At 45.8% G+C, this 24,188-nt stretch carries 23 protein-coding genes; 14 read left to right on the forward strand and 9 right to left on the reverse strand.

From position 1 onward, the window contains the following. The first annotated feature begins 80 nt into the window (after positions 1-80). On the forward strand, positions 81-911 hold the full coding sequence (locus tag QT979_RS24005) for a ferritin-like domain-containing protein (protein WP_333311901.1): 831 nt from the start codon (positions 81-83) through the stop codon (positions 909-911). Between the two features lie 176 nt (positions 912-1,087). After that, entirely contained in the window at positions 1,088-1,591 is a 504-nt protein-coding gene (locus tag QT979_RS24010) for a YbjN domain-containing protein (RefSeq protein WP_333211678.1), read from the forward strand. Positions 1,592-1,689: 98 nt separating this feature from the next. On the opposite strand, the gene QT979_RS24015 is transcribed toward QT979_RS24010, so the two are convergent. The 4 genes from QT979_RS24015 to crtE form a co-directional block, all read right to left on the reverse strand. Beyond that, positions 1,690-2,172 carry a hypothetical protein gene (locus tag QT979_RS24015; RefSeq protein WP_333211679.1) on the reverse strand — a complete coding sequence of 161 codons (483 nt, stop codon included), beginning with the start codon at positions 2,170-2,172 and terminating at the stop codon, positions 1,690-1,692. Further along, complete coding sequence (locus QT979_RS24020; protein ID WP_333211681.1) at positions 2,169-3,293, reverse strand: AAA family ATPase; 1,125 nt, start codon at positions 3,291-3,293, stop codon at positions 2,169-2,171. The genes QT979_RS24015 and QT979_RS24020 overlap by 4 nt, the downstream gene beginning before the upstream one ends. A 216-nt stretch (positions 3,294-3,509) precedes the next feature. Then, positions 3,510-3,968, reverse strand: coding sequence for a divergent PAP2 family protein (locus tag QT979_RS24025; RefSeq protein ID WP_190658220.1), 459 nt, complete (start codon positions 3,966-3,968; stop codon positions 3,510-3,512). Positions 3,969-3,982: 14 nt separating this feature from the next. Continuing rightward, positions 3,983-4,909, reverse strand: a complete 927-nt coding sequence (gene crtE / locus QT979_RS24030) for a geranylgeranyl diphosphate synthase CrtE (RefSeq protein ID WP_333211682.1) — start codon at positions 4,907-4,909, stop codon at positions 3,983-3,985. Positions 4,910-5,180: 271 nt separating this feature from the next. Between crtE and QT979_RS24035 the strand changes: the two genes are divergently transcribed. Continuing rightward, complete coding sequence (locus QT979_RS24035) at positions 5,181-6,386, forward strand: transposase (RefSeq protein WP_333211683.1); 1,206 nt, start codon at positions 5,181-5,183, stop codon at positions 6,384-6,386. A gap of 56 nt (positions 6,387-6,442) precedes the next feature. Here QT979_RS24035 and QT979_RS24040 read toward each other — a convergent pair whose 3' ends face one another. Then, positions 6,443-7,324: a LysR family transcriptional regulator gene (locus QT979_RS24040; protein ID WP_333230086.1), complete on the reverse strand. Its 882-nt coding sequence runs from the start codon at positions 7,322-7,324 to the stop codon at positions 6,443-6,445. Positions 7,325-7,434: 110 nt separating this feature from the next. Between QT979_RS24040 and QT979_RS24045 the strand changes: the two genes are divergently transcribed. From QT979_RS24045 to QT979_RS24060, 4 genes are all read left to right on the forward strand, one after another. Then, on the forward strand, positions 7,435-7,923 hold the full coding sequence (locus tag QT979_RS24045; protein WP_333311902.1) for a GNAT family N-acetyltransferase: 489 nt from the start codon (positions 7,435-7,437) through the stop codon (positions 7,921-7,923). A 98-nt stretch (positions 7,924-8,021) separates the two neighbouring features. After that, positions 8,022-8,804 carry a methyltransferase domain-containing protein gene (locus QT979_RS24050; RefSeq protein WP_333211689.1) on the forward strand — a complete coding sequence of 261 codons (783 nt, stop codon included), beginning with the start codon at positions 8,022-8,024 and terminating at the stop codon, positions 8,802-8,804. 57 nt (positions 8,805-8,861) lie between these two features. Beyond that, positions 8,862-9,641 carry a class II aldolase/adducin family protein gene (locus tag QT979_RS24055; RefSeq protein ID WP_333211691.1) on the forward strand — a complete coding sequence of 260 codons (780 nt, stop codon included), beginning with the start codon at positions 8,862-8,864 and terminating at the stop codon, positions 9,639-9,641. A gap of 109 nt (positions 9,642-9,750) precedes the next feature. Then, positions 9,751-10,632, forward strand: a complete 882-nt coding sequence (locus QT979_RS24060; RefSeq protein ID WP_333311903.1) for a TauD/TfdA family dioxygenase — start codon at positions 9,751-9,753, stop codon at positions 10,630-10,632. A 254-nt stretch (positions 10,633-10,886) separates the two neighbouring features. Here QT979_RS24060 and folD read toward each other — a convergent pair whose 3' ends face one another. Next, positions 10,887-11,756 carry a bifunctional methylenetetrahydrofolate dehydrogenase/methenyltetrahydrofolate cyclohydrolase FolD gene (gene folD, locus QT979_RS24065; protein ID WP_333311904.1) on the reverse strand — a complete coding sequence of 290 codons (870 nt, stop codon included), beginning with the start codon at positions 11,754-11,756 and terminating at the stop codon, positions 10,887-10,889. A gap of 144 nt (positions 11,757-11,900) precedes the next feature. Here folD and QT979_RS24070 point away from each other — a divergent pair, with 144 nt between their 5' ends. Continuing rightward, positions 11,901-12,332 (forward strand): DNA-binding protein, encoded by a 432-nt coding sequence (locus QT979_RS24070; protein ID WP_333165902.1) that lies wholly within the window; start codon positions 11,901-11,903, stop codon positions 12,330-12,332. Between the two features lie 244 nt (positions 12,333-12,576). Further along, complete coding sequence (locus tag QT979_RS24075) at positions 12,577-12,999, forward strand: NUDIX hydrolase (protein ID WP_333165904.1); 423 nt, start codon at positions 12,577-12,579, stop codon at positions 12,997-12,999. A gap of 100 nt (positions 13,000-13,099) precedes the next feature. Here the strand turns inward: QT979_RS24075 and QT979_RS24080 are convergent, their stop codons facing one another. Then, the gene (locus tag QT979_RS24080) at positions 13,100-13,648 is read right to left on the reverse strand and encodes a LeuD/DmdB family oxidoreductase small subunit (RefSeq protein WP_333042404.1); all 549 of its coding nucleotides are present in this window, start codon (positions 13,646-13,648) and stop codon (positions 13,100-13,102) included. 177 nt (positions 13,649-13,825) lie between these two features. On the opposite strand from QT979_RS24080, the gene QT979_RS24085 reads away from it, so the two are divergent. The 5 genes from QT979_RS24085 (at position 13,826) to QT979_RS24105 (ending at position 22,147) form a co-directional block, all read left to right on the forward strand. Beyond that, the gene (locus QT979_RS24085) at positions 13,826-14,704 is read left to right on the forward strand and encodes a hypothetical protein (protein ID WP_333211697.1); all 879 of its coding nucleotides are present in this window, start codon (positions 13,826-13,828) and stop codon (positions 14,702-14,704) included. 533 nt (positions 14,705-15,237) lie between these two features. Continuing rightward, complete coding sequence (locus QT979_RS24090; protein WP_333311909.1) at positions 15,238-17,463, forward strand: GAF domain-containing sensor histidine kinase; 2,226 nt, start codon at positions 15,238-15,240, stop codon at positions 17,461-17,463. 443 nt (positions 17,464-17,906) lie between these two features. Further along, a complete protein-coding gene (locus QT979_RS24095; RefSeq protein WP_333311905.1) occupies positions 17,907-19,586 on the forward strand; it encodes an AarF/ABC1/UbiB kinase family protein in 1,680 nt (559 codons plus the stop codon). A gap of 224 nt (positions 19,587-19,810) precedes the next feature. Further along, a complete protein-coding gene (galT, locus tag QT979_RS24100; RefSeq protein ID WP_333211700.1) occupies positions 19,811-20,899 on the forward strand; it encodes a galactose-1-phosphate uridylyltransferase in 1,089 nt (362 codons plus the stop codon). 135 nt (positions 20,900-21,034) lie between these two features. Then, a complete protein-coding gene (locus QT979_RS24105) occupies positions 21,035-22,147 on the forward strand; it encodes a M24 family metallopeptidase (RefSeq protein ID WP_333311906.1) in 1,113 nt (370 codons plus the stop codon). Between the two features lie 223 nt (positions 22,148-22,370). On the opposite strand, the gene QT979_RS24110 is transcribed toward QT979_RS24105, so the two are convergent. Together QT979_RS24110 and QT979_RS24115 are read right to left on the reverse strand one after the other, a co-directional pair. After that, positions 22,371-22,622: a TIGR02450 family Trp-rich protein gene (locus QT979_RS24110; RefSeq protein WP_242725377.1), complete on the reverse strand. Its 252-nt coding sequence runs from the start codon at positions 22,620-22,622 to the stop codon at positions 22,371-22,373. Positions 22,623-23,383: 761 nt separating this feature from the next. Continuing rightward, complete coding sequence (locus QT979_RS24115) at positions 23,384-23,608, reverse strand: hypothetical protein (RefSeq protein WP_006635912.1); 225 nt, start codon at positions 23,606-23,608, stop codon at positions 23,384-23,386. Between the last annotated feature and the right edge of the window lie 580 nt (positions 23,609-24,188).

Consider the following 24,188-nt stretch of genomic DNA (forward strand, 5'->3'; position numbering starts at 1 on the left):
TGCACTTTACTATTGAGCGCGCGATCAAATAACCCAGGCCACGTAACACGCGGGCGATATATTCAGCAAGCCCTAATGTAGTGCGCGATCGCGAAATTCACCTGATCACCCTCAACCGCTACCGCTACAGCGAACAGCGCAGTTGCAAAGACCTCACCGACGTGATCGAACGGCTAGACGGGGAACCTGCCGAACTCGTGCGCGACCTCTCCCGGCATATTTCCGACGAAGCGCGACACGCGATGTGGCTCACCGACTTGCTGGTAGACCTCGGCCAAAATGTGGGAACGCCGCCGGGAATCTCCTACATTGACGAATTTGACCGCCTGCTGAACAAAGAGCAATACCGCAACCTCGATGACGGTATAATTGCAGTTTTAGCCGCAATCAATGTCACCGAAAAGCGCGGCTGCGAATACTTCTCAGCGCACATCCACGCCCTCAAACAGGCTCCCCAAACCGCAGAAAACGTCAAAATCCGCGAAACCATCGAAAAGATTTTTCCAGAAGAAGCTGGTCACGTCCGCTGGGGAAACCGCTGGCTGGGGTCCATAGCTGCCAAAAGCCCGGAACACCGCCAGAAGGTGGAACAGGCAAAGCGCAAGTATGTCGCGATCGAACAAGCAGCTTTTGAATCGGGAATGGATATCATGCTGGGGGCAGAACTCCGCCGCGTCACCCGCCTGGTAGACATTGCCAACACCATGCCGATGTGGGAACGCCCGCAATACCTGATGGAACGCTTGCCCGCAAGCCTGCTGGCCCCCGACCTACAAATGACCAGAGTCGATGTAGCTCAGCGCGCCTGGAACCGCGACCCGCAGGCATTTATGGAGAAATTGGTGCCCATGTTCCTCAACGGCTTGAATACCATTGAGAAGAAGCCGGCGGCGGCTAAGCCCAAGGCTTAAATACGATCGCGAACCTGGTTGAAACCGCTCTGCAAGTCAAACTTGCGTCTGCCTCCGAAAACAAGCGATATCTACTGGTTCCCAGGCATAGCCTCGGAACCAGTTATTTAAAGTCATAATTTTAAGCTTTAGCAAGTAAACTAATTATTGGAATAGTTTTCCATCTAAATATAATTATGACTACCAGCGAGCCGAACATACAAACAGCTTCCGCAGAAAGCCTATCGAGTGAAAGCGCGATCGCCTCTGAGCAGGTCGAAAAAGCCACAGCCGTCACCTATGCAGAAGAAATTGAAACTGTCATCGCCAGCATGGCTGTAGACCAAAAAGTGATGGTCGGTCAAAATGAAGCTGGCGGACATCTTTGGAAGTTTAAGTACGGCAGTGTTGAAGTGTTCGTGCAACTCACCGGCGAAACCGAAGAGGATACTTTGACTGTTTGGGCTTTTGTACTGCAGTTGCCAGCGAAGAATGAAGCTCAATTAATGCGGAAACTTCTAGAAATGAATTGGCTGTCTACTTTGGAATCTCATTTTGCCATTGTTGACAATCAAGTTGCGGTAATATCGACTCGAACCATCGCCGAAATCTCGGCAGGGGAAATTTCTCGGGTTATTACTATTGTCGCCACGATCGCCGATGATAATGACGATATTCTGCAAGCAGAATTCGGTCAGTAGTCATTAGGGTGCGCGACTTTTGAGCGAGCTACACTCAGCTAAATTATTGGCCGTCGCGCACCTGACATTTAAGTAGCGTGCGCGAGCTTTTGGTCTATTTATTTAAAGAGCAATGGTTTTACAAATGAAGCCATACGATCTAATTCTCCTTTGTTGTGTTTGAGAAGATTATGTCCCCATAACTCATTTGTGTTGTCAGAACAATCTTTTGCCAGAGCTTCTCCAATCTCCTCAAAAGTCTTTTTGATGTCTGTCCTTAGATTCTCTGGTTCAGATAGCACTCCCAGCACGAATACTCTTGCTTTTAGATCATCGGGAATATTACTTTCTACATAACTCAACCGATTTTCATTATCATCGAAATCAATGAGCAAAACCATCATTCTTTGTGGTAATTGTCGCATTTCAGACGCATACTTCTTCGTGAATTCCTCCACAGTTTTTTTCCAACCACCAGGAAGTGGCAGGACTTTAACAGCACGGTTATTAAGGTTTGGCGCAAGAAGAAATCCGTTGGCAATCTGGCGATTAGCATCATCTTCGGCCAACACATGAATGTGCGGTTTATACTTATTACTCATAGCTCTATGTCGCCACCAATCAAGGCATTTATCAGGTCGCCTTTAACAGACATCTCACTCAGCGGTCTGACTAAAGTTGGCTCTAAGTGGCTTTTGCGATCTAATACAAAGGTATTTTCATTTGAAAACTTGCGGATTGCTTCAGGATTATGCGATGTCACTAAGATTTGACCGCTATTTTTAAATGAGCGTCGCAGAGACATTACAAAATGTCCAACCTCCGATAAGGATAGATAGTTATCTGGCTCGTCCCAGAAGCAAAAAAGGGGACCATAAAATTTGTTTGCAGCCAAGACAACAGCGCAAAGAAAAAAGCATTTCTCCCCGTCAGATAAGTCATTAAATTCAATACTCAGATTGGCATTATTTGCTTCAAACCGAACAATCATGCTTTTCGAGTCTTTGCCGATTAGTTCATTCAGAAAATCCTGAATGTCAGGCATGACTTCTCGGAGATATTTATCAACCTGTGTGTAGGCGGCAGGATAGCGACTAAGTAACCCAGAAACCCACTCCCCAAAGTTTGAACCATCTCGCTTTGGCTCCAAAGTTTCACCGTTTGAGTCTCCAGTCATCAAGCTGGGAATCGGGGCTAAAATGATCATGCGAGCAAGCCAAGTTTTGAAAATATGAAGCGGATCAGCCTCAGATTGCTCCTGAATTACTGGCAGGGCAACAAGATGCCAATCAACCCGAAACTGAGCTTCACGATTTTGGGAGCTGGTGTGAAGAGTGACTTGGGCTTCTTTTCGAGAGTAAATTGGATCTCCTGCAACGAGCAGTTGCTCTTCAAAAACTCGAAGCTCTCTAAATTTTTCTGGTAAATCTAAGGCAAGGACATATTTGTATAATTTATCTTCGAGTAATACTTCTATTTCAAACCGGATCGGAACATCAGACCTTCCACGAGCGAAATCTTTCGAGCTAATAAGGTTAAGTTTTTCAAGGTCGCGCATTCTATTGATGCCTCGACAAATCTTCTGAAGAACTTCTAATGCAGAGGCAGTAGTTGATTTACCTGCACCATTTTTTCCAATCAAGAGAGCAGATGGCATTCCCTTTATGGGCAGTTCAAAGTTTTCTAGGCATCTGAAGTTGTGTACATATAGTCTTTGCAGCATAGCAAAACAATTCCAAGGAGTGGGAAGTGAAAAAACTTTTTGAACTTTTGGAAGTGCTTAATTAGGGGATAGGCATTGCCATAAACTTCCAAAAAGTTCGGGTGCTTTTCTGAGCTAGAGAGGGATGAGTTGCCGAACAATTAATCCCCGCCGCCAACTTTTACCTCCTACTCGTCAAAAAACACCACTGCCCCAAATTTACTCCGTACTTAAAACTTAATATGCAGGCCCTGCAATCCAAGCAATCGTGATTCCCAGCCCCAAACCTACAAGCACTTGAAAAGGAGTGTGTCCCAGCAACTCTTTCAGGCGAGCCTCATTAAGGTTGTGATCTTCCTCAAAAAACTCGTCAATAATTTGGTTGAGGATGCGAGCTTGCTTGCCTGCAGCTTGGCGAACGCCTGCTGCGTCGTACATCACAATAATTGCAAAGATCGCAGCGATCGCAAAGTCCGGACTTTCCCATCCCATCGTTTGTCCCACTCCAGCAGCCAAAGCGCCCACAAAAGACGAGTGAGCGCTGGGCATTCCCCCCGTTGTTACCAAATACTGAAGATTAAACTTGCGATTTTTGACCAACTCGATCGGCAACTTCATGATCTGAGCCGCCAGACAAGCGAGCAAAGCAACCACGAGTACATGATTGTTGAATATGCCGCTGCAAATTTCCTGCATAGTGTTTAGTATTTCTAGTTACTGCGGCTGGTAATAAAATCGGCGATAGCCAGCAGCGGTAGAGCTTTGCTCCCAAACACTGCCAATTGAGCCTTAGCATCAGCAACAAGCTGCGAGGCTTGGCGCCGAGACTCCTCAATTCCCCACAAACTGGGATAAGTGACTTTTCCTGCTTGAACATCTTTGCCAGCAGTTTTGCCCAGTTCTTCTTGGGTAGCAGTAATATCCAAAATGTCGTCAATGATCTGGAAAGCCAACCCAATATTTTGAGCGAAACGAGACAGCCGCTGCAAATCGGGAGCCGAGGCACCAGCCAGAATTGCCCCACAAACTACGCAGGCTTCTAACAGCGCGCCTGTTTTATGAGCGTGAATGTAATTCAAAGTTTCCAGAGAAACATCTGTCTTTCCTTCCGATTCCAAATCAACCACCTGACCGCCTACGAGTCCAGCAGAACCCGATGCCCGCGCTAAATGGGCGATCGTCTGCAACACCTGTTGGGGGGGTACGTTCTCAGTTTTAGTGGCGATAAATTCAAAAGCATAGGTCAACAAACCATCGCCAGCCAAAATGGCAATATCCTCGCCGTAGACTTTGTGGTTCGTCAGTTTGCCGCGCCGGTAGTCGTCATTGTCCATTGCCGGCAAATCGTCGTGAATCAGCGACATCGTGTGGATCATTTCCAAAGCGCAAGCTGTCGGAATTGCCATAGATGTAGTGCCGCCGGCCAGTTCGCAGCTAGCCAGACACAGGATCGGACGCAGGCGCTTGCCCCCCGCTAGCAGCGAGTAGCGCATTGCTTCGTAGATTTTCTCTGGGTAGATGACCGGGAGTGCACTGTCGAGAGCTACCTCGATCGCCTCTTTTCGATGGACTAGATAAGTAGATAAATCGAAAGAGGATTCCGGTTGGGACGAACCCATTTCTGTTGCCAATACCATCCCTTGCTCTCTTGTACTTAATATTTATATGGGATATTGTGAGCCGTTGGGGTCGCATCGTGCCGACTTTTACGGCAGTAGTTGCTCGAACTCCGAGCATCAATTAATCATTCTACGGGTGTTGTTGCACAGAAAATCTTTGAGTTTTGATAAGTTTGTCAAATTGCCAGTTAATCTAAAATTTACCAAAAATAATGGGTTTAAAGCCCCGTCCTTCTAGGATGGCTTTCTTTAACTGTGGTATACTTACGCTAGTTATGTCAGCGTAAGTATGCTTGTTTTTGAGGCAAAACTAGAGGGACAAAGCGAGCAGTACGAGCGGCTCGATGAAGCCATTCGTACTGCTCGCTTTGTCCGCAATAGCTGCCTTAGATACTGGTTGGACAACAAGGGGATGGGTAAGTACGAGTTGAGCGCCTATTGCGCTGTTCTCGCCGCATTGTTTCCGTTCGCCGGCAAACTTAATTCCCAAGCTCGACAAGCTTCTGCCGATCAGGCTTGGAGTTCTATCGCTCGGTTTTATGACAACTGCAAAAAAAACAAGCCTGGGAAGAAAGGCTTTCCACGCTTTAAGAAGCATCAAACACATGGCTCTGTTGAATATAAAACAACGGGCTGGAAGTTGTCGTTCGATAGACGAACTATCACCTTCACTGATGGGTTTGAAGCCGGAAGCTTCAAGATGTGGGGAACTCGTGACCTGCACTTCTACCAGTTTAAGCAGATTAAGCGAGTGCGTGTTGTTCGTAGAGCTGATGGGTACTACGTTCAGTTTTGCCTTGACCAAGAACGGGTAGAGAAGAGAAAGCCAACGGGTAAGACTGTTGGACTGGATGTTGGATTGACTCACTTCTACACCGATTCTGACGGTCAGACAATCGAGAACCCCCGTCATCTGAGAAAGTCCGAGAAAGCGATAAAGCGTCTTAGTCGTAAATTTTCTCGCACCACCAAAGGGTCGAAAAACAGAGTCAAAGCGAGAAATCGCCTGAGTCGAAAGCACCTCAAGGTAAGTAGGCAGCGTAAAGATTTTGCCGTGAAGTTGGCAAGATGCGTCATCCAGTCTAACGACTTGGTTGCCTATGAGGACTTGCAGGTGCGTAACATGGTTAGAAACAGACAACTGTCAAAGTCTATATCTGATGCTGCGTGGTCGGCTTTCCGTCAATGGTTAGAATATTTTGGCAAGGTGTTTGGTGTGGTAACGGTTGCCGTACCACCGCACTACACTTCTCAAAACTGTTCCAACTGTGGGGAAGTCATCAAGAAGTCTTTGAGTCAAAGAACACATCGCTGTCACCATTGTGGTTTTGTAATAGACCGAGACTGGAATGCAGCAATTAACATACTTGAGTTAGCACTCCGTACCGTGGGGCACATGGGAACGTTAAACGCCTCTGGAGACATCGACCTCTGCATTGGTGAGGCAACTCCTCAATGTAAGCCGAGTCGTGGAAAGAGGAAGCCCAAGAAGTGATTCTTGGAATCCTGCGGTACGGCCGGGGAGGATGTCAAAATCTCAAATATCAAATCTCAAATCCGCTGCTGCTGTCTGGCGACTTCCAAAAACCGCTGCACCGCCGCCGTTGGATCGCTGCGCCAAATTAGAGCGATCGCCACAATGCAGGTTGATTCTGGCAAAGATTTGTAAACAACCCCGCTGCGCTGAAAATTTTGCATCGACTCAGGGACGATCGCCACTCCCATCTCGGCCGCTACCAGACTCACAATGGTTTGCATTTGAATTGCTTCTTGAGCCGCGATCGGGCTAAAACCTGCTTGCTGACAAAGACTGACGATCGCATCGTACAATCCCGGAGCCTGGGAACGGGGAAATAAAATCAACGGTTCCGTGGAAAGTTCGCGTAATTCAAGATGCGTGCGATCGGCCGCCGGATGCGTTTCTGGCAATGCCACGATCAGCGGTTCTCGAAAAACGATTTCAGAATTTATCCCGTCTTCCTCAACCGGAGGGCGCACGAAGCCGATATCAATTTGCCCGAACCGCAGCCGCTGCAACTGTTCGTTTGTCGTCAGTTCGTGCAGTTCGAGCTTAACGGCGGGACACCGAGTGCGAAAGGCCTGCAAAATCGCTGGAACCACGTTGTGTGCTGCAGAACTCACAAAGCCGATCGTCAATTGTCCGAGTTCGCCCCGACTGGTTTGTCGGCCGAGTTGAATTGCTCGATCGACTTGCTGCAGAATTTTCCCGGCTTCCTCGAAAAAAACCTGTCCCGCTGCCGTTAACTGCACCGTCCGCTTGGTGCGGCGAAACAGTTGAAACCCCAACTCTGCCTCTAAATGCTGGATTTGTTGACTCAGTGGAGGTTGAGCAATATGCAGTTTTGCCGCTGCACGAGTGAAATTCAGTTCCTCTGCAACTGCAATGAAATAACGCAAATGCCGAAGTTCCATAGCTCCCCAATCATTTATATTTTAAAAGTATAAGTTGTTAGTTAAACATATATTGGACATTTATGATGGCATTTAATACAGTGATTAATAGGCGAATTGAGAATTAAACAATGGCTAATTTGGATATCAAAATTAGAGAAGCAGAGCTGGCAGATTTGGAATTAATCCTGGATTTTATTTCACAAAAAAGCGAGTTTGATGGATGTAAAAATCTGTTGAAAGCAACAGCCGATAAATTGCAGGAAACCTTGTTTTGCCAGCCTCCGCTAGTGCGGGTTTTGTTGGCTGAAGTTGCAGGAACAGCGGTAGGCTTTGCTCTTTTTTATTTCTCATATTCAAGTTTATTGACGCAGCCGTGTCTTTGGCTTGATGATTTATTTGTCCTAGCTCCTATGCGCGGTATGGGAGTCGGTACAGCGCTGTTAAAGTATTTAGCACAAATTGCTGAGTCCACAAATTGCGGGCGGATTGAATGGACTGTTAATACTGGCAATGCGCCGGGAATTGCTTTTTATCAAAAGCAGGGAGCGCGGATTTTGGAAAATATTAGGGTTTGCCGTATTGATGGAAGTGCGATCGCCCAACTCGCTAACAAATAATTTGATTGGTTTTGTGAAGAAGGTTTTTTGTTAACCGCAGGGAACACAGATAAAACAGATAAAACAGATAAATAGAAGACAGATTTAGGGTAGTTATCATGGCACAAAATTCTTGGAATACCGCTCTTTATGAGGGAAATCATGCTTTTGTTTGGCGGTACGGTGAATCGCTTTTGGAGTTACTAGATCCGAAGGCGGGTGAACAAATTCTGGATTTGGGCTGCGGTACGGGGCAGCTAACTGAAAAAATTGCTCAAACGGGTGCTTTGGTGCAAGGTTTTGATTCATCTTTGTCAATGATTTCCACGGCAAAAGTTAACTATCCTCACATTAATTTCTCCGTCGCAGATGCGAGGAATTTTCAAGTAGAAAAGCCGTTAGATGCTGTGTTTTCTAATGCAGTTTTGCACTGGATTAAGCAGCCGGATGCTGTGATTAATTGTGTGGAAAAAGCGCTGAAGCCGGGAGGGTGTTTTGTGGCTGAGTTTGGCGGTAGGGGGAATGTGGATGCGATCGTCCGCGCACTTTTGAGTGTTTTGTCAGAAATTGGCTGCGAGGAGCCTGAAGCGCTTAATCCTTGGTATTTTCCGAGTATTGGCGAGTATGCTGGGCTTTTGGAAAAGCAGGGATTTGATGTGGGTTATGCGGTTTTGTTCGATCGCCCGACTCCCCTAGAAGGTGGCAGCGCGGGTATGGTAAATTGGATTGAAATGTTTGCTGGCGGGTTTTTGTCGGGGTTGTCTGATGATGTGCGATCGCAGGTAATTAACGCAGTTGAAGAACGTTTGCGCTCGGCGCTGTACCGCGATGGTAATTGGATTGCAGATTACCGCAGAATTCGCGTTGTTGCTGTCAAAAATTCCTATTTAAATTGTGTATGAAGATCAAAATTAGCTTAAAATCACCCAACCCTGTCAAATTCAGTTGACACGCCTTCTATGCCTACATTAAAAGAAAAAGAACCTCAATCCATCTTTGATCCTCCGACTTTTGCTAAGGTCGAGGAAGAACGCCGTCATCGCAAGCAGCGCCTTGCAGCAGCCTTACGTCTGTTTGGACACTTCGGGTTTAGTGAGGGCGTCGCGGGACACATTACCGTCCGCGACCCTGAACACCTGGATTGCTTCTGGGTCAATCCGTTGGGTAAACACTTCAGTCTCATCCGGGTCAGCGACCTGCTGCTGGTGAACCATGAGGGTGAAGTTATAGAGGGGCATAAGCCTATTAACACGGCAGCTTATGCAATCCATTCTCAAATTCATGCAGCCCGTCCTGATGTCGTGGCAGCAGCACACGCTCATTCAATTTACGGCAAAAGCTGGTCTAGCCTCGGTCGTCTCCTCGACCCCCTCACCCAAGATGCCTGTTCCTTCTACGAAGACCACAGCCTGTTTGATGACTACACCGGAGTAGTTCTCCAGCTTCAGGAAGGCAAGCGCATAGCAACAGCACTAGGAGAGAAGAAAGCCATTATCCTCCGCAACCACGGTCTACTCACGGTGGGTCATTCAGTTGATGAAGCGGCTTGGTGGTTTGTGGCAATGGAACGTTCTTGTCAGGCGCAGTTGATGGCAGAGGCGGCTGGCACCCCCATCCTTATCGACTCTGACAATGCTCGTCTGGCTCAGCGCCAGGTAGGCTCACATCAGGTAGGCTGGTTTAGCTTTCAACCGCTTTACGAATTAATCGTACATCAACAACCTGAACTGCTGGAGTAAAGCAGGTTTGATGTATTTTGAATCAAGGACTATTTAGAAATCTCAATGAATCGGCACTGATTGTTTCAACCACGCTCTGTACACAGTAGAAAATAGCTAGGAGATAGATATGAAGGTAAATACACAGCTTTTATCAAAAAATGTTGGTCAACAAATCATCAATACGGATAATATTAATATTTTAGACCTGGACAGGGAAGAAATTATTAACCTGTTTAAATCTTATGGTTTCTTGCTGTTTAGAGGGTTTGAAAATAGTGTTGACACTTTTACGCAATTCACTAACTCCCTTAGTAAAGATTTTCTAGATTACACCGGAGGCGTCTTTAATCGCCGAGTAATTAATGGGAATGCAACTATTTTAAGCGTCAATGATTTTAAGGACGAGATTAAATTACATGGAGAAATGTACTATCAGCAAGATATTCCGTTGATGCTTTGGTTCTTCTGTGCTCATCCAGCATCACAAGATGGTGAAACAATATTATGTGATGGGAGGCAATTTTTTAATGAACTGAGTAGTCCCCTCAAAGAGTTATTTAGCAAGAAAAAACTAAAGTATGTTGGTCATTTGAATAAAGATGCTTGGCAGAAGCAATACAAAACTAATGATTTAAAAGTAGTAGAACAGACCTGTATAAGGAATAATTTATTGTTGCAAATAAATGACGATAAATCCATTGATCTTCAATATATTTGTCCAGCAATACATCCTAGTAGATGTGGGAAATATCCGACCTTTATCAGCAGCTTATTGCCAGCAAAACATAGATATAAAAACACTGTTTTCTTTGAGGATAATTCAGAAATTACTGATGATATTGTTTCTGAGCTTAATGAAGTGGCTGATAGAATAACTACAGAGATATCCTGGCAAGCAGGGGATATTCTAATGGTTGACAATACTAGGATAATGCATGGAAGAAGAGCTTTCTCTGATCATCAACGAGATATTTATTTGCGGTTATGTTCTCCAGCGTTTCCATTCTAAATCCAACTCCACGCAATCACGGTAAGAGCATCTCAATCAGACTGGGAAAAAAGACTTGATAATTTTCATTATGTAGTCATCATTGATCGCAGCTCGTAGTCTTTTCTGGCGTCAGCTAGGCTTGAAAGTGTTTTTTTGATTGACAGCATTAACTGCAATATTTGTAGGTGCGTTGCTTCCTGAAAAATCGGTTTTTTACCCAAATTTTTAGCAACGACGCACCCTACGTTAGGTATATTTCTAATGACTAATGACTACTTGATACTGTAACTCGAAACGGTATTTTCCAACAGCATAGCAACAGTCATCGGCCCGATTCCTCCCGGCACCGGCGTGATAAATTCGGCTACTGTTTTAACAGCATTAAAATCAACATCTCCGGCCAAGCGACTCGTACCGTCTGGATTGACGACGCGGTTAATACCGACATCAATTACTACTGCTCCTGGTTTGACCATATTAGCTGTAATCATTTCTGTGCGGCCGACGGCGGCTATTAAAATATCGACTTGATTGGTAATCGATTCTAGGTTTTGCGATCGCGAATGAGCTACAGTAACAGTGCAGTCGGCTTCTAATAGCATCAGCGCCATTGGTTTACCCACCAAAATACTCCGGCCCAAAACAACGGCATTTTTTCCTTTTAAATCAATCTGGTATTCCTGCAATAACCGCATCACTCCGGCGGGGGTACAACTCCGCAAACCTTCCTCCCCGCGCACGAGACGGCCTAAATTTACAGGGTGAAGTCCGTCAGCATCTTTGTCGGGGGCAATTTGATACAGCAGCGCTATTGAATCTAAGTGTTCTGGTAGCGGTAATTGAACTAAAATGCCATCTACTCGATCGTCCTCGTTGAGCGCACGAATTGCAAGTTCTAGTTCGGCTTGAGTAGCGTTTGCGGGGTAATGCTGGCCGAAGGAAGCTATGCCAACTTTAGCGCAGGCTCGCTCTTTATTGCGAACATAGGCTGCGCTAGCTGGGTTGTCGCCCACCATCAGCACCGCAAGTCCGGGAGGACGGCCCTTTTGGGGTTGTAGGGTGCGGACTCGATCGCTCAGCTCGGTTTGAATCTTTGTCGCTAAAGCTTTGCCATCTAGTATTTGAGCAGTTTTGGCATCCATTGTAGACTCGGGGTTAGGGGCTGACGATTTTAGATTTTAGCTTAATCCTCGTCAAGGACTACACTAGAGAAATTTCTTACTTGCGATCGATTCTTGGGATTCTGTTAAAGTAAGTCGTATCTCAAATCTCAACTCAGTTGACCAATGACTACTGCAATTAAGCAAGTTTGGGTTCAAAGATTCTGCACCGGCTCTTTATCGCTAATCCTCGCCAGCGGTTTTTTCAGTTGTGGCAATTTACCTCTGTCTCAACTTAATCTTGGCTTTAATGTGGCTAGCATTGGCGACGTTCAACAAAAGCGGCAAGTGGATGCTGAAGTTTATCTTCGGGGAAAGGTAGAAAATCGCGCTCCGTTTGTGGGAAATGCGGCTTATCAACTTGAGGATGGTACTGGCAGTATTTGGATTTTAACCAAGCAAGATTTGCCCCAGCTTGGCGATGAAGTGCTGCTGAAGGGAGAAGTCCGCTACAAGAGTATTACTCTGAAGGAATTAGCCGGAAAAGATTTAGGTGAAATTTATGTTGAGGAAATGGAACAGTTAAAGCGCACTCCCAGTTCAGACAAGGGGAAATAGGCATTGGTTATTTGTTGTTTGTTATTTGATAATTGCTCTTTGTTCCCTCTTCCTTATTTAATATCTGAGGAATACTCCATAATTCATCCGTGTATTCGTGTTAAATAAATAATGACTAATGACTAATGACTACTGACTACTGACTACTGACTAATGACTAATGACTAATGACTAATGACTAATGACTAATGACTAATGACTAATAACTAATGACTAATGACTACTGACTACTGACTAATAACACATGACTAAAATTCACGTTGCGATCGCGATTTTGTACCAAGACGGCAAGTTTCTCTGTCAGTTGCGAGACGATATTCCTCATATCAGGTATCCCGGACATTGGGCTTTGTTTGGCGGACACTTGGAACCGGGAGAAACTGCGGAAGTGGCTGTATTACGGGAATTATCAGAGGAAATTTGCTATGCTCCTGCAAGTGTTTCTTTTTTCTGTTGCGATGTCGAAAAAGATGTGGTTCGCCACGTTTTTCACGGACAACTTAGTGCGGATGTCAAGGATTTAGTTTTGCTGGAGGGTTGGGATATGAAGTTGTTGACCCCGGAGCAGATTCGGGCCGGCAAATGCTATTCTGAGCAGTCAGGAGATGTGCGACCTTTTGGCATTGCTCACCAGCGTATTTTATTGAATTTTATTGACTCGATTTGAGAAAATTTCCACGCACCCTAGATGGGAGCGGTTTGAGCAAAGAGATATTCGTAAGGTGGACGGCAGAGCCGCGCACCCTACATTGCAGGGTGTTTAACAGTTAAGAGCGAGCCGCAATCATTCCCGTCTGGCGCGCGTAGTCAAACAATCCTCCGGCATCAATTACGGGGCCTACTTCTCCTAAAGGTTTGAGCGAGAAAGTTCGATCGAGAGTGTGGTTGACAATTACCTCTGCTGTAAAGTCGATCGTCACTTCTTGGCCGGTTACAAACAAGTCGCAGAGTCGCTCGACTGATTCGATCGGGTACAATTCGCCAGTAGCCGAGCAATTGCGAAAGAAAATGCGTGCGTAAGACAAAGCCACCACTGCTGTGACGCCAGCGGCTCCCAGAGCGATCGGAGCGTGCTCCCGCGAAGAACCGCAGCCAAAATTTTCGCCCGCTATTATAATCGGATACCGGGTTTTCTGTTCGCCGGATTCGATAAACTTACCGTAGCGATCGGGCAACCCAATCATCGCATAACTGCCTAGTTTCTCGTACTCGTCCGGCTTCGAGGGAACCAGGGTCAGGTATTCTGCCGGGATAATTTGATCTGTATCGATGTTGTCGTCTACAACAAAAATTTGACCGCTAATTACTTTACCCATAGTTTATTTCCTGTTAGCCTCGCTCGATGCTGTGGTGATAATTTTAAGTGGAACCGTATGCAAGATTTGCATCTGTTTATTTTAACCTGGCAGTGTCAGTGATAACCTGTATGAGTAAAAATTAGATCCGAGACTTTGGATTAACAATTAACAATTGCTAAGCGTCAAGATAGTTTTATGGCAAATCCAATAGATGACATTGCTCGACAAGCTCGCGAGGGCTCGGTTGCATCGATTATTCAAATCCTTAATGACGAACTGGCACTGATAGGGGTGAGGGCCCGAGCCGTGTTTGCAGACGGGGTGCTGCAACTGCTGTGCGAAGCTGCAACGCCCCAACTGCTCGAAGAGTCTAGTTTGGTCGATCGAGTCCGAGAAATTTTGGAACGCATTTCGCCCCACAATATTCGCCGAGTCAACATCAACAGCCGGCTTGTCCGAGAACACCAACTGCTGTGGCTGGAAGAAATTAGCCGCGATCCCGAAAATCAACTTTTGTGGTCTCAAGAAATTAAACTCCGAAAGCCGAATTTGTTCAAGCGTTTAGCTCTGAGCAACCATCACGAACGCCAAGCTCTCGCAGGCAAGCGGGCTTTGCCGAGAATGGCGATACCTCGATCGATGCAGCAACCGCGGCAATTTCAGCGCGGTATCGTCGGCGGCATCAGCTTGACCGTGCTGTTGCTCGCTGCAGCGGCCGCCATTCACAAAGGACTTAATTCCCAAGTGCCAAACAGCACCCAAGCCAGCACCCAAGCAGTTGCCAGTGCCCCTCCCTCGGAGGCAAAATCTGCTTTGAAAATTTCTAAGGAGACTGTTAATTCTGCTGTTGACTCTTTTGCCCAAGCAGTGCGAGTAGCCGAACAAGCAGCCACCGAGGGCAAAACCGCTCAATCTCGCCAGGACTGGTTAGTCGTAGCTGCTAAGTGGCAGCAAGCTTCCGATTTGATGGCCGCTGTGCCTTCCAAGCATCCCCGCTACACAACGGCTCAGAACCGGACGGCACTTTACCGCGAAAATAGCGATAAAGCCCAACAGGAAGCACAAAATAAGTAAGCAGGTAAGTCGGATAAATTTAACCGTAGAGTTTGCCGCGCTGCTCTGGGTGTTGTGGAAAATGAGTTTTTGAGTCAAAACTCGGAAACTCTCAGCTATAGTTATGAGTGATAATTTGGGGATTTTGAATTTTTGCGATCGGCATTACTCGATCGGCCGATTTGTATCAAAATAAAAATTTGTTAAGATCACAAACTTAAAGAGGAAACATCACAGGGTGAGGAGATGGGTGTCACTAAGCGGTCTCTAGAAAAACTTCATACTACTAATAACCGTCAAAATTAGCGGGAATGGCATTGATAATCATCCGGTAAAGGATGGTAGAGTTCATCCCGTACAGCTCCAAGGGTAAAAAACAGGAAAATAGAACTCGGTCAGATCTGGGTATATTTTTACATATCGATCGACCCGCCGACCGGCTGCACAAACACAGAAAGCAGGCTCATAACAACGGTCAAGCCGATAGTTATGGAAAGGTTCTAGATTGGCAGCGGGAGCCGGCTCAAACATCTTAGAATAAAGGCTTGGTTGCCATGATCGATCGCCAGGGAAATCAAGACTTTACTTCGATCGACCGATCGCCGTCAGAGTCTTGCACTGTGCATTTACCGCAAATCGCAGAACCAGTATCAGTCCCAAAATTTCTGGATCGTCTTATGCAGTTCCAGGTCGATCCTGCCCTTATCGGGCGACAAATTTGCCAAATTCTCGCGACCAGCTTTGATCGAGAACTCCTGCTGCTACAAATAGCCAATACTTTGGGGGTTGCATGGGGGGCAGATTTCTGTTTAGTTACTGCTGTGGTTGACCAAAAAGTAGTACATCCGAATGCTTACTGGCAAAATAGCAGCGATTTCCCCTATGTTGCCCGTGTTGCCGATTCCACCGAAACACCGGAACACCCCCAAACCCCTAGATTAAAACCGCCTAGCATATCACTCGAACATCCCGTTTGGGCAAACGTCCTAGCAGACGGCGAGATAGTGGCGATATCCGACTATCTTGATATTCCGGCAGCTTCATCGCCCAATTCCCCTGTGACTGCGCTGCCTTTTCGGGCAATTTTGGCAGGGCCTGCGCGATTTGGAGGGGCGGTAAATGGGATGATAATTGTTGGTAAGTCGCAACCTCACGAGTGGTCAGTAGCCGATCGGCAGCGCCTTGAAGCAGCATCAGACGCGATCGGCAGCGCGATTTCTCACATTCAAAAAACTCAAGAAATTGCCAGCTTAAACGAACAGTTACAGCGACAAGCTAAATACAAAAATCTTCTCAGGTCAGTTGCTGCATCGATCGACACAAATTCAGAAGTCGATCGAATATTGCAGCAAGTTATTGAAAATACCGTCGATACCCTGGAAGTAGATAGAGGCCAAATCCTCCTATTGAAATATATAGATCCTCTATTTACAACTCGCTCGCCCAATCAAACTCCCAAAGCGAAAGTCGAATTAGTTTGCGAATCAGTTGTAAAAAAAGAGCCAAACAAACAGGCAATAGCACAAAGCGTAGTCGGCAAAAAAAGCTCAACATCCAAAACAAAAAACAAGGATAAAACTGCTAATTCCCAATCCAAAATCCCCAACTCAAAACCCAATAATTATCCCGCTTTTTGGCTGTCAGAATCTAATTTGTGTCACCAAGCATTCCACAGCGCACCCAAACCCCTCGCCCTCGCTGACGCAGGCGCATTAATCGGCAAAGAACAAGAGGCAGCCACAGAAATTTTGAAACTTCAAGGTATTCGTGGCTTGCTGCTGGTTCCCCTCACGGGCGGTAGTCGCCAGGAAACAGTTTTGGGTTTCTTGGTTTTGCAGCACTCGAAGCCGCGCGTTTGGAGCCCGGAAGAATTAGAAGTTCTCGAATCAGTCAGCGCTCAAGTGAGCAAGATGATTATCCAAACTCAAACGCTTAAGGAATTGCAAACCGTAGTTTTAGACAGAACCTCTCAGTTGCAGCAAAGTCTAGACCTGCAGGGGAAACTGTACGAACAATCAGCCAATCAGCTAGAGCAAATGCGGAAATTGAAGCTGATTAAAGACGAGTTTCTCAGCACTCTGAGTCACGAGTTGCGTACCCCCTTAACAATCATGAAGCTGGCGATTCTGATGCTCAAACAAGCTGAACTGCCGTCAGCGAATCGGACTAAGTATCTCGACATTCTAGAACAGCAGTGTTCTAAGGAAACTGCTCTGGTTAACGATTTGCTGGCGCTCAAGCAGTTTGAGCCTCAGCAAGTCCCGATTTCTCTAATCAAAATCGATCTCAACCTTTTATTTCAAGATTTAGTTAGGGATTTTGAAAAACAGTGGGCGGATAAGCAATTGACTCTTAAGGTGGATTTGCCCAAGTTGACCCCTTGCTGGGAAACTGATCTGGACATCCTCAATCGGGTACTGCTGGAACTGCTGACGAATGCTGGAAAATACTCTGCTTCTGGAACGGCGGTAGTTTTGGAGGCGTCTGAGGCAGCGGGCTATATTGTCCTGAGCATTTCTAATTTCGGGCGTGGCATTTCTGCTGCTGATTTGCCCCACATCTTTGATAAGTTCCGCCGTGGCACTGGCATTACTGACCAAGCTATCGCCGGTACGGGTTTGGGTCTGGCGCTGGTAAAGTGTTTAGTGCAGCACTTGAATGGTACTATTGATGTATCAAGCTGTCCGGTCGAAAGTTCAGAAGCTGACACTTTGTGGCGCACATCTTTTACTTTGACTCTGCCGCAATTTGCAGTGGCACTCTGTAATGTAGAAGAATAGTTCGGTTGAGAAGTTGCTGGGAATTGGCAGCGAATAGGCAAAATGAGAAGACTTGCCAGAAGAGAGAGATTTGGAAATGTCGTAAACACTACCAAGTCCTCTGTTTTGAATTGTTGATCTGGTTGCCGTCTAAATTGCAGGTTCTCGATTGCTGATTTTCCACAGGACTTATATTATGTCTGGTTATTGGCTCGTAATTAGCGTCTGTTTGTAGTGAGTACGACTGTCCTATATTTATGAATTAATCAGGACTTGTATTACTTACTAGGAACTTAATTATAATTGTATAGTCGGATTATGATATTACGCAGTATAGACCAAAGAAACTGAGTTTTTTAACTGTTTCAAAGGCCTACAACCCGTATTTTCGTACCAGCGGGTTTCTGCGTCCTGGATGGTTCCCTAAAAATTGTCATGGTGCATGGAATTTGATCGCCAATATTATGCTCACAAAAGCAGCACCTAAAACCCTGCGTTGGCAACGTTCTAAATATTCGCCACTGGCACGGCAAATAGACATTTTTGCAGCGGCGGGAAAGTTTATGTTTTTTTTGTGGTGGGACGCACTGCTGCAAAATAATTCGCCTCATACAAGAAGAATTCGGGCTCATTGGTTAGTCAATACTTTGCTGAATTTAGGCCCGACTTTTATTAAAATCGGGCAGTCTCTCTCGACTCGGGCGGATTTGTTGCCGCTTGAGTATGTGAAGGAACTCGAACAGTTGCAGGATCGGGTTCCTCAGTTTAGTTCCGAAGAGGCGATCGCTCTTGTAGAATCAGAGTTAGGCAAGGATATTTATGCTTTGTACCGCGATTTTGACCCGTCGCCCATCGCTGCTGCGAGTCTGGGACAGGTGCACAAAGCAAGGCTGCACACTGGGGAAGATGTGATTGTCAAGGTGCAGCGTCCGGGTTTGGAAAGTTTATTTGATTTGGATGTAAAGGCGGTACGCCAAGTGATGCGTTTTTGCGATCGCTATCTGCCTGCGACACGCAAATATGACCTAGAATCTATTTATCACGAGTTTTTTAAGATTTTATATCAAGAAATTGACTACCTGCAAGAAGGTAAAAATTCCGATCGCTTTAGCCATAATTTTCGAGAATATCCTCAGATTATTGTCCCGAAAGTCTACTGGCAATACACTACTAAAAAAGTGCTAACTCTAGAATATGCACCAGGGATTAAGGTGGATGACCGCATTAGTTTAGAGGCGATTGGAGTCGATATTGTGAAGCTCAATCAACTTGGGATTTGCTGTTATTTGAAACAGTTGTTAATTGACGGTTTTTTTCAAGCTGACCCGCATCCGGGAAATTTGGCGGTGACAGAAGATGGTAGCTTGATTTTTTACGATTTTGGGATGATGGCTGAGGTGAAGTCTCTGGCTAAAGACCAAATGGTTAAGACTTTTTTTGCTGTGATGAGAAAGGATACTGACGAGGTAATCAATACTTTAATTAAGATCGGCTTGGTTGAGCCGATGCCGGATATGATGCCGGTACGCAGGCTGATTGCTTTTCTGTTGGATAAGTTTATTGATAAGCCGATCGACTTTCAAGCTTTTAATGAAATTAAGAACGAACTTTACATCATGTTCGAGCAGCAACCGTTTCGCTTGCCTGCCGAAATGATGTTTATTATCAAGTCGGTGACGACTCTCGACGGCATTGCTAGAACTCTCGACCCTGACTATAATTTCCTAGCATCCGCTCAGCCTTTTGTCAAAAGTATTGCGGTGAGCAAGGGGCGAGGAAATGCGATCGGAGAATTGGCAAGGCAAGCGCGAAGTTTTATTACATATAAGTTGCAGCAGCCAAGTAAAGCGGAAGTTTTTTTCAAACGTTTAGAGAAACGGATAGAAGATGGCGAGTTGCAAATAAGAGTGCGAAATATCGAGAGCGAAAGAGCCTTGAAACGCATTAATTTAGCCCTAAAAACTCTAATTTTCGCTTGTCTGACTGGTTTTGTGTTTTTGTCGGGTGCAGTGCTGTTGGTGGGCGGATATCAAACGGGGGCGATCGCAGCTTTTGCGGTTTCGGGATTCGGTGGCTTGTTTGTGTTGCGCTCGTTGTTAGACTTGTTGGTTAAGGAAAAGCTCGATCGAATGGTTGATCGATAAATATACTGGGTAATTGGGAATTGCGATCGTAAGCTGCTACGCATTTAAATTGAATCCAGATCCGAGCTCTGGGGCCCGTTCCACAATAGCAGACGTTAGGCTGACGTTGGTACCGCCAAGTAAACTTGTTAACATAATTTGCGACTTTAGGTAGGGGCGGATTCTCAAAGCACGAAGTTATACTCCTAACATATATTAAACGCGATCGCCCGCCCCTACAAAAAATGTACGCCCAAAAATTGCTAAAACCAGACGGCCGCCCACTCACACTGTACAGCCGCTATCCAATCCCAGAAGGTATCGCGGCCGTAAGTCCCAGCAATGAACCCGTAGAGGCAAACCCGCACTTTCGGTGGCATCCTTTGCGGGGGGAATGGGTAGCATACGCCAGCCACCGTCAGGGAAGAACTTTCATGCCGCCGCCGGAATACAACCCGCTGGCTGCTACAATTAACCCTAAGTTTCCGACAGAATTGCCGCCGGGAGATTACGATGTAGCAGTGTTTGACAACCGCTTTCCCTCCATGACTTTGCAAGCCAAAAATGCACCGGGAAATATTGTAGAAACTTTGCCAGCTAAAGGCATTTGCGAAGTCGTTGTTTTTACTCAAGATCCGCTAGCTTCCCTCGGTTCTTTAGAATTATCTCACTTAGAATTGCTGTTAGAAGTATGGGCAGATCGCACTTCAGTTATCGGCAGCAATCCCGAAATTCAATACGTCTTGCCCTTTGAAAATCGCGGCGTCGAAGTCGGAGTGACTTTGCACCACCCCCACGGTCAAATTTACGCTTATCCGTTCGTGCCACCGGTGCCGGCACGGATGTTAGAATGTCAATCGGTTTACTATCAAAAAAATAGTTCCGGCTTGCTGCAAGATTTGATTCAAAAAGAGATTGCTGACAAACAGCGAATTATTTATTTAGACTCCGAGGCGATCGCCTTTGTCCCCGCTTGTGCCCGCTACCCTTACGAAGTGTGGATTGCCCCGATCGCCCCCGCTGCTACATTTATCGATTTGACGGAAAAACAGCGGCAATCACTCGCTAAGGCCTTAAAAACAGTCACCCTCAAATATGACGGTTTGTGGCATCGCCCGTTCCCTTATTTGATGGCTTGGTTCCAAGGGCCCACAGACGGAAAACCCCATCCAGAAGCGCATTTGCACGCCCAATTTTACCCGCCCTATCGATCGAGCGATCGCCTAAAATACCTCGCAGGAACCGAACTCGCCGCCGGAATGTTTGCCAACGACGCTTTACCCGAAGAAAAAGCTAAAGAACTGCAAGCAGTATCTATCGATTTTAGATTTTAGATTTTAGATTTTAGATTTTAGAAATTGTAGATTTTAGATTTGGGAAATGTTAACTAAAATCAGTGATTTTCTTCCTTCTTCCTTCTTCCTTCTTCCATCTTCCTTCTTCCATCTTCCTTCTTCCATCTTCCATATATGATAAACTCATTAAACCCAGAAGTTGACAGCAAACTCGAATTCATCCGCAAAGCCTTAACCGAAACAAAAGCGATCGCCCTTCGCTTGCGCGGTACAGACTGGTTTGCCTGGGCCACCGCCGGCGGTTCCCATACAGTATTGCTAACCGCAGAAACCGGAGTTGCAGAAATATTAATTACTGCCGAAAACGCTTGGGTTATCACTGATGAAATCGAAGCTCAACGCTTGCAGGACGAGGAATTGCCAGCCAACTTTCAAATGCACATCTATCCTTGGGCAGATGTTTCACAGCGCGAAGCTTTTGTCAAAGAAATTACTGGTGGCGGTAACGTGATGAGCGATCGGCCAAATTCCCAAGAAATGCCAATAATCGCATCTTTACAATCCCGCAAACAGACAATGATGTCAAGCGAATTAGAGCGATACCGACGAGTCGGGCGTTTAGCCAGCGAAGCGATGACAGAGGTACTTTCCGCAGCCAAACCAACATGGACAGAATATCAGCTAGCGGGAGCCGGTTCAGAGGCTTTGTGGGCGAGAGGTTTGCATCCAGCACTTACCTTAGTTGCTGGAGAAAGGCGTTTGCCGCTGTACCGCCACGCCACAGCAACCGCCGAACAAATTGGACGACAAGCAATGTTAGTATTTTGCGCGAGGGGATGGGGTTTGTATGCAAATTTAACTAGATTTGTCTGTTTCGATTTTCTTGGGGAAAAGCATTCGGAGTTGCACCGACAAGTCAGAGAAATTGAAGCCGCGGCGCTAAATTTTTGCCGACCGGGAGTAACGCTGAATGCGGTTTATGATACGCTTAAAACTGCTTATGAAGAGCAAGGATATCCTCAAGCAATTGCGGAACACCATCAAGGCGGAACTACCGGATATTTGGCGCGCGAAATTGTGGCCAATCCGGCAACTTCAGATATTTTGGCAGAAAATATGGCTGTGGCTTGGAATCCGAGTTTGTCGGGAGCAAAAATTGAGGATACGTTTTTACTTCACAGCGATGGAACGTTGGAAAATTTGACTTTTGATCCGAATTGGCCGAGTGTAGAAGTAGCGGGAAGGTTGCGCCCTGTGCCACTGGAAATATGGGACGATCGACCTTAGTCAATTTAACTTATCGCTTGAGTAGAGAAAAAAATACACTACCCTACAAAACTCATTAAACCGACTTACTTAAGCAAAAACAATGCCACATAAGGGTTTCCGAGCTTGTAGTCATGTAAAAGATTTTTCAAAACCTGCAAATTTTCACTCCGTATTGGTTTGGATCGGAACGATAGCAGCAGGCGGCGGAAGTTCCCCTCACTCTACCCCACAGCCCTGTCTTTTAGTCGGCAGTTTCTAGTTCCTCTAATTCTTGCGTAGACTGCCATCCAGCTTGCCAGAGCGATCGGTCTTTAAGCTGTGCGGCGTTCAGCCAAAAACGGACATTTGGATCGCAAGCCGCCACCATTTCTGCAAATACCCATTTACCTTCGTTTTTTCGGTTGACCACTTGAAAGTGTCGCCACCCCCAAGTTTTTTGGTGTGAAGTCCATCGGGAACCAACTAAATAAGGAAATTTTTGTTTTTTGCTCACAGTATTTTTGTGAAAAAATATATTAGAAAGCAAGTGAATTGTAATATAGCCATCCTAAATCCTTTGTGTAATTCTTGTAGGGGCAAACCCCCCCGTGGTTGCCCCCATGAGGCCGGGGTAGGCAAAGAAAGGTACTATCCCTACATCTTTGTACGATTTCTGCAAGGATTGCTATAACTCGTTCTGTTTGATGATATTAATTCCCTATTAAAGCTCGTCAAATCCTCTCCCCCTCTCCCCTTCTCTCGAACATACCAAATAATATAGATCCGCAGCAGCTTACATGAGAGTTCACCTAAACTCTATCTGCAAGTAGATGTGTTTATTGTAACTTGCAGCAGTTTCACATCGGGGTTCAAAAGTAAGGGCAGTTCAATGACTGCCCCTGTAATTAGTTATACCTATTGAATAGGATAATTTTTCAAGCGATCCACAAATAGCAAATTTATCCAGTACGAGCTAAATCGTGAATCTCAAATCTAAAAGCAAATAACCCAGGTTATAGTTGTGCAGAATAATCCTTTCTGTGAAACTTACTCAAATCTACTTTTAGAGCAGGTTTGACGTTCACTTCCTGTTTCTAGCAAGGCGGTCGGCCGCTTCTTTATCCACAGGCGTGTTTTCGAGCCCAACTTTCCCTACAAACATTTTTTCAATCTTAATCGTGTTTCATTGATCCTGTACAGCTCAATAAAAACGCACTTTTAGGTAAGATTGACTAATTTCTTTGATTCTGTCGCTACCTCTTGATGACTTTCCTGCTAAGGCTTTTGGCCTGATAAGTCCAGAGGAAGTTGGGGAAGTCGGAGGCGAACCGCATTTGTTTGCAGCCAGAGAGTGATAGCGTGCTTCCGTTGCGGCGTCACGTACTCTCCCGGTCGGATCACGCCAGCACAGACGCCGATGTTTTTAATAAGGGTTTCTCGCTCCGATGAACTTGCACCCTGTAGCAACCTGACTTGGGCTTTGATAAAATCCACGTTCATAGCTGAAAGTAAAAGTAAGTAAAGAACTCAGTTAAATAGCGATGCTTTGATTCCGATTGTAACTCTAAAACCACTTGGTATGAATCAAATTGATTCAACATCCCCATCCTGGGGATCGCGGGGTCTAGAGCTAGCCAACTTTATTTACTTTATCTGTTTTTGCTAGCAAAAGTGTCACTATGCTAGCAGTTTTGGCAGAATTATTTATAGTTAAGAACTGTTACAAATTTGGCTCGATTTCCACAATACGGCAGAGTTTAGTGCTAACGCTACTTTCCTGAACTCAAAAAGTTCAGCATTGTCTCCAACTCCTTGCCTTCCTAGGTTTTAGACTCCCCGATTGGGAAGCGATCGCTCCGGGAACATTCCTCTTCGATCGCCCCTCTTAACACCCCCACACTGCCACATCACCCTATTGATTTAGATCATCCCGTAGACTTGGCTGTGGACTATAACTTCAGGCATACGTGTTGTTACCGCGGCTACAATAAGCGAGCAAGTTTTTATTCTTGTTTCTCAAGAAAATATTTTTTGGATTTTCGTGTACCGCCCTTATTTGTGTTAATTAAGGCAGCTTTGT

It is taken from the genome of Microcoleus sp. w2-18bC1, assembly GCF_036700365.1.
GTDB lineage: Bacteria > Cyanobacteriota > Cyanobacteriia > Cyanobacteriales > Microcoleaceae > Microcoleus.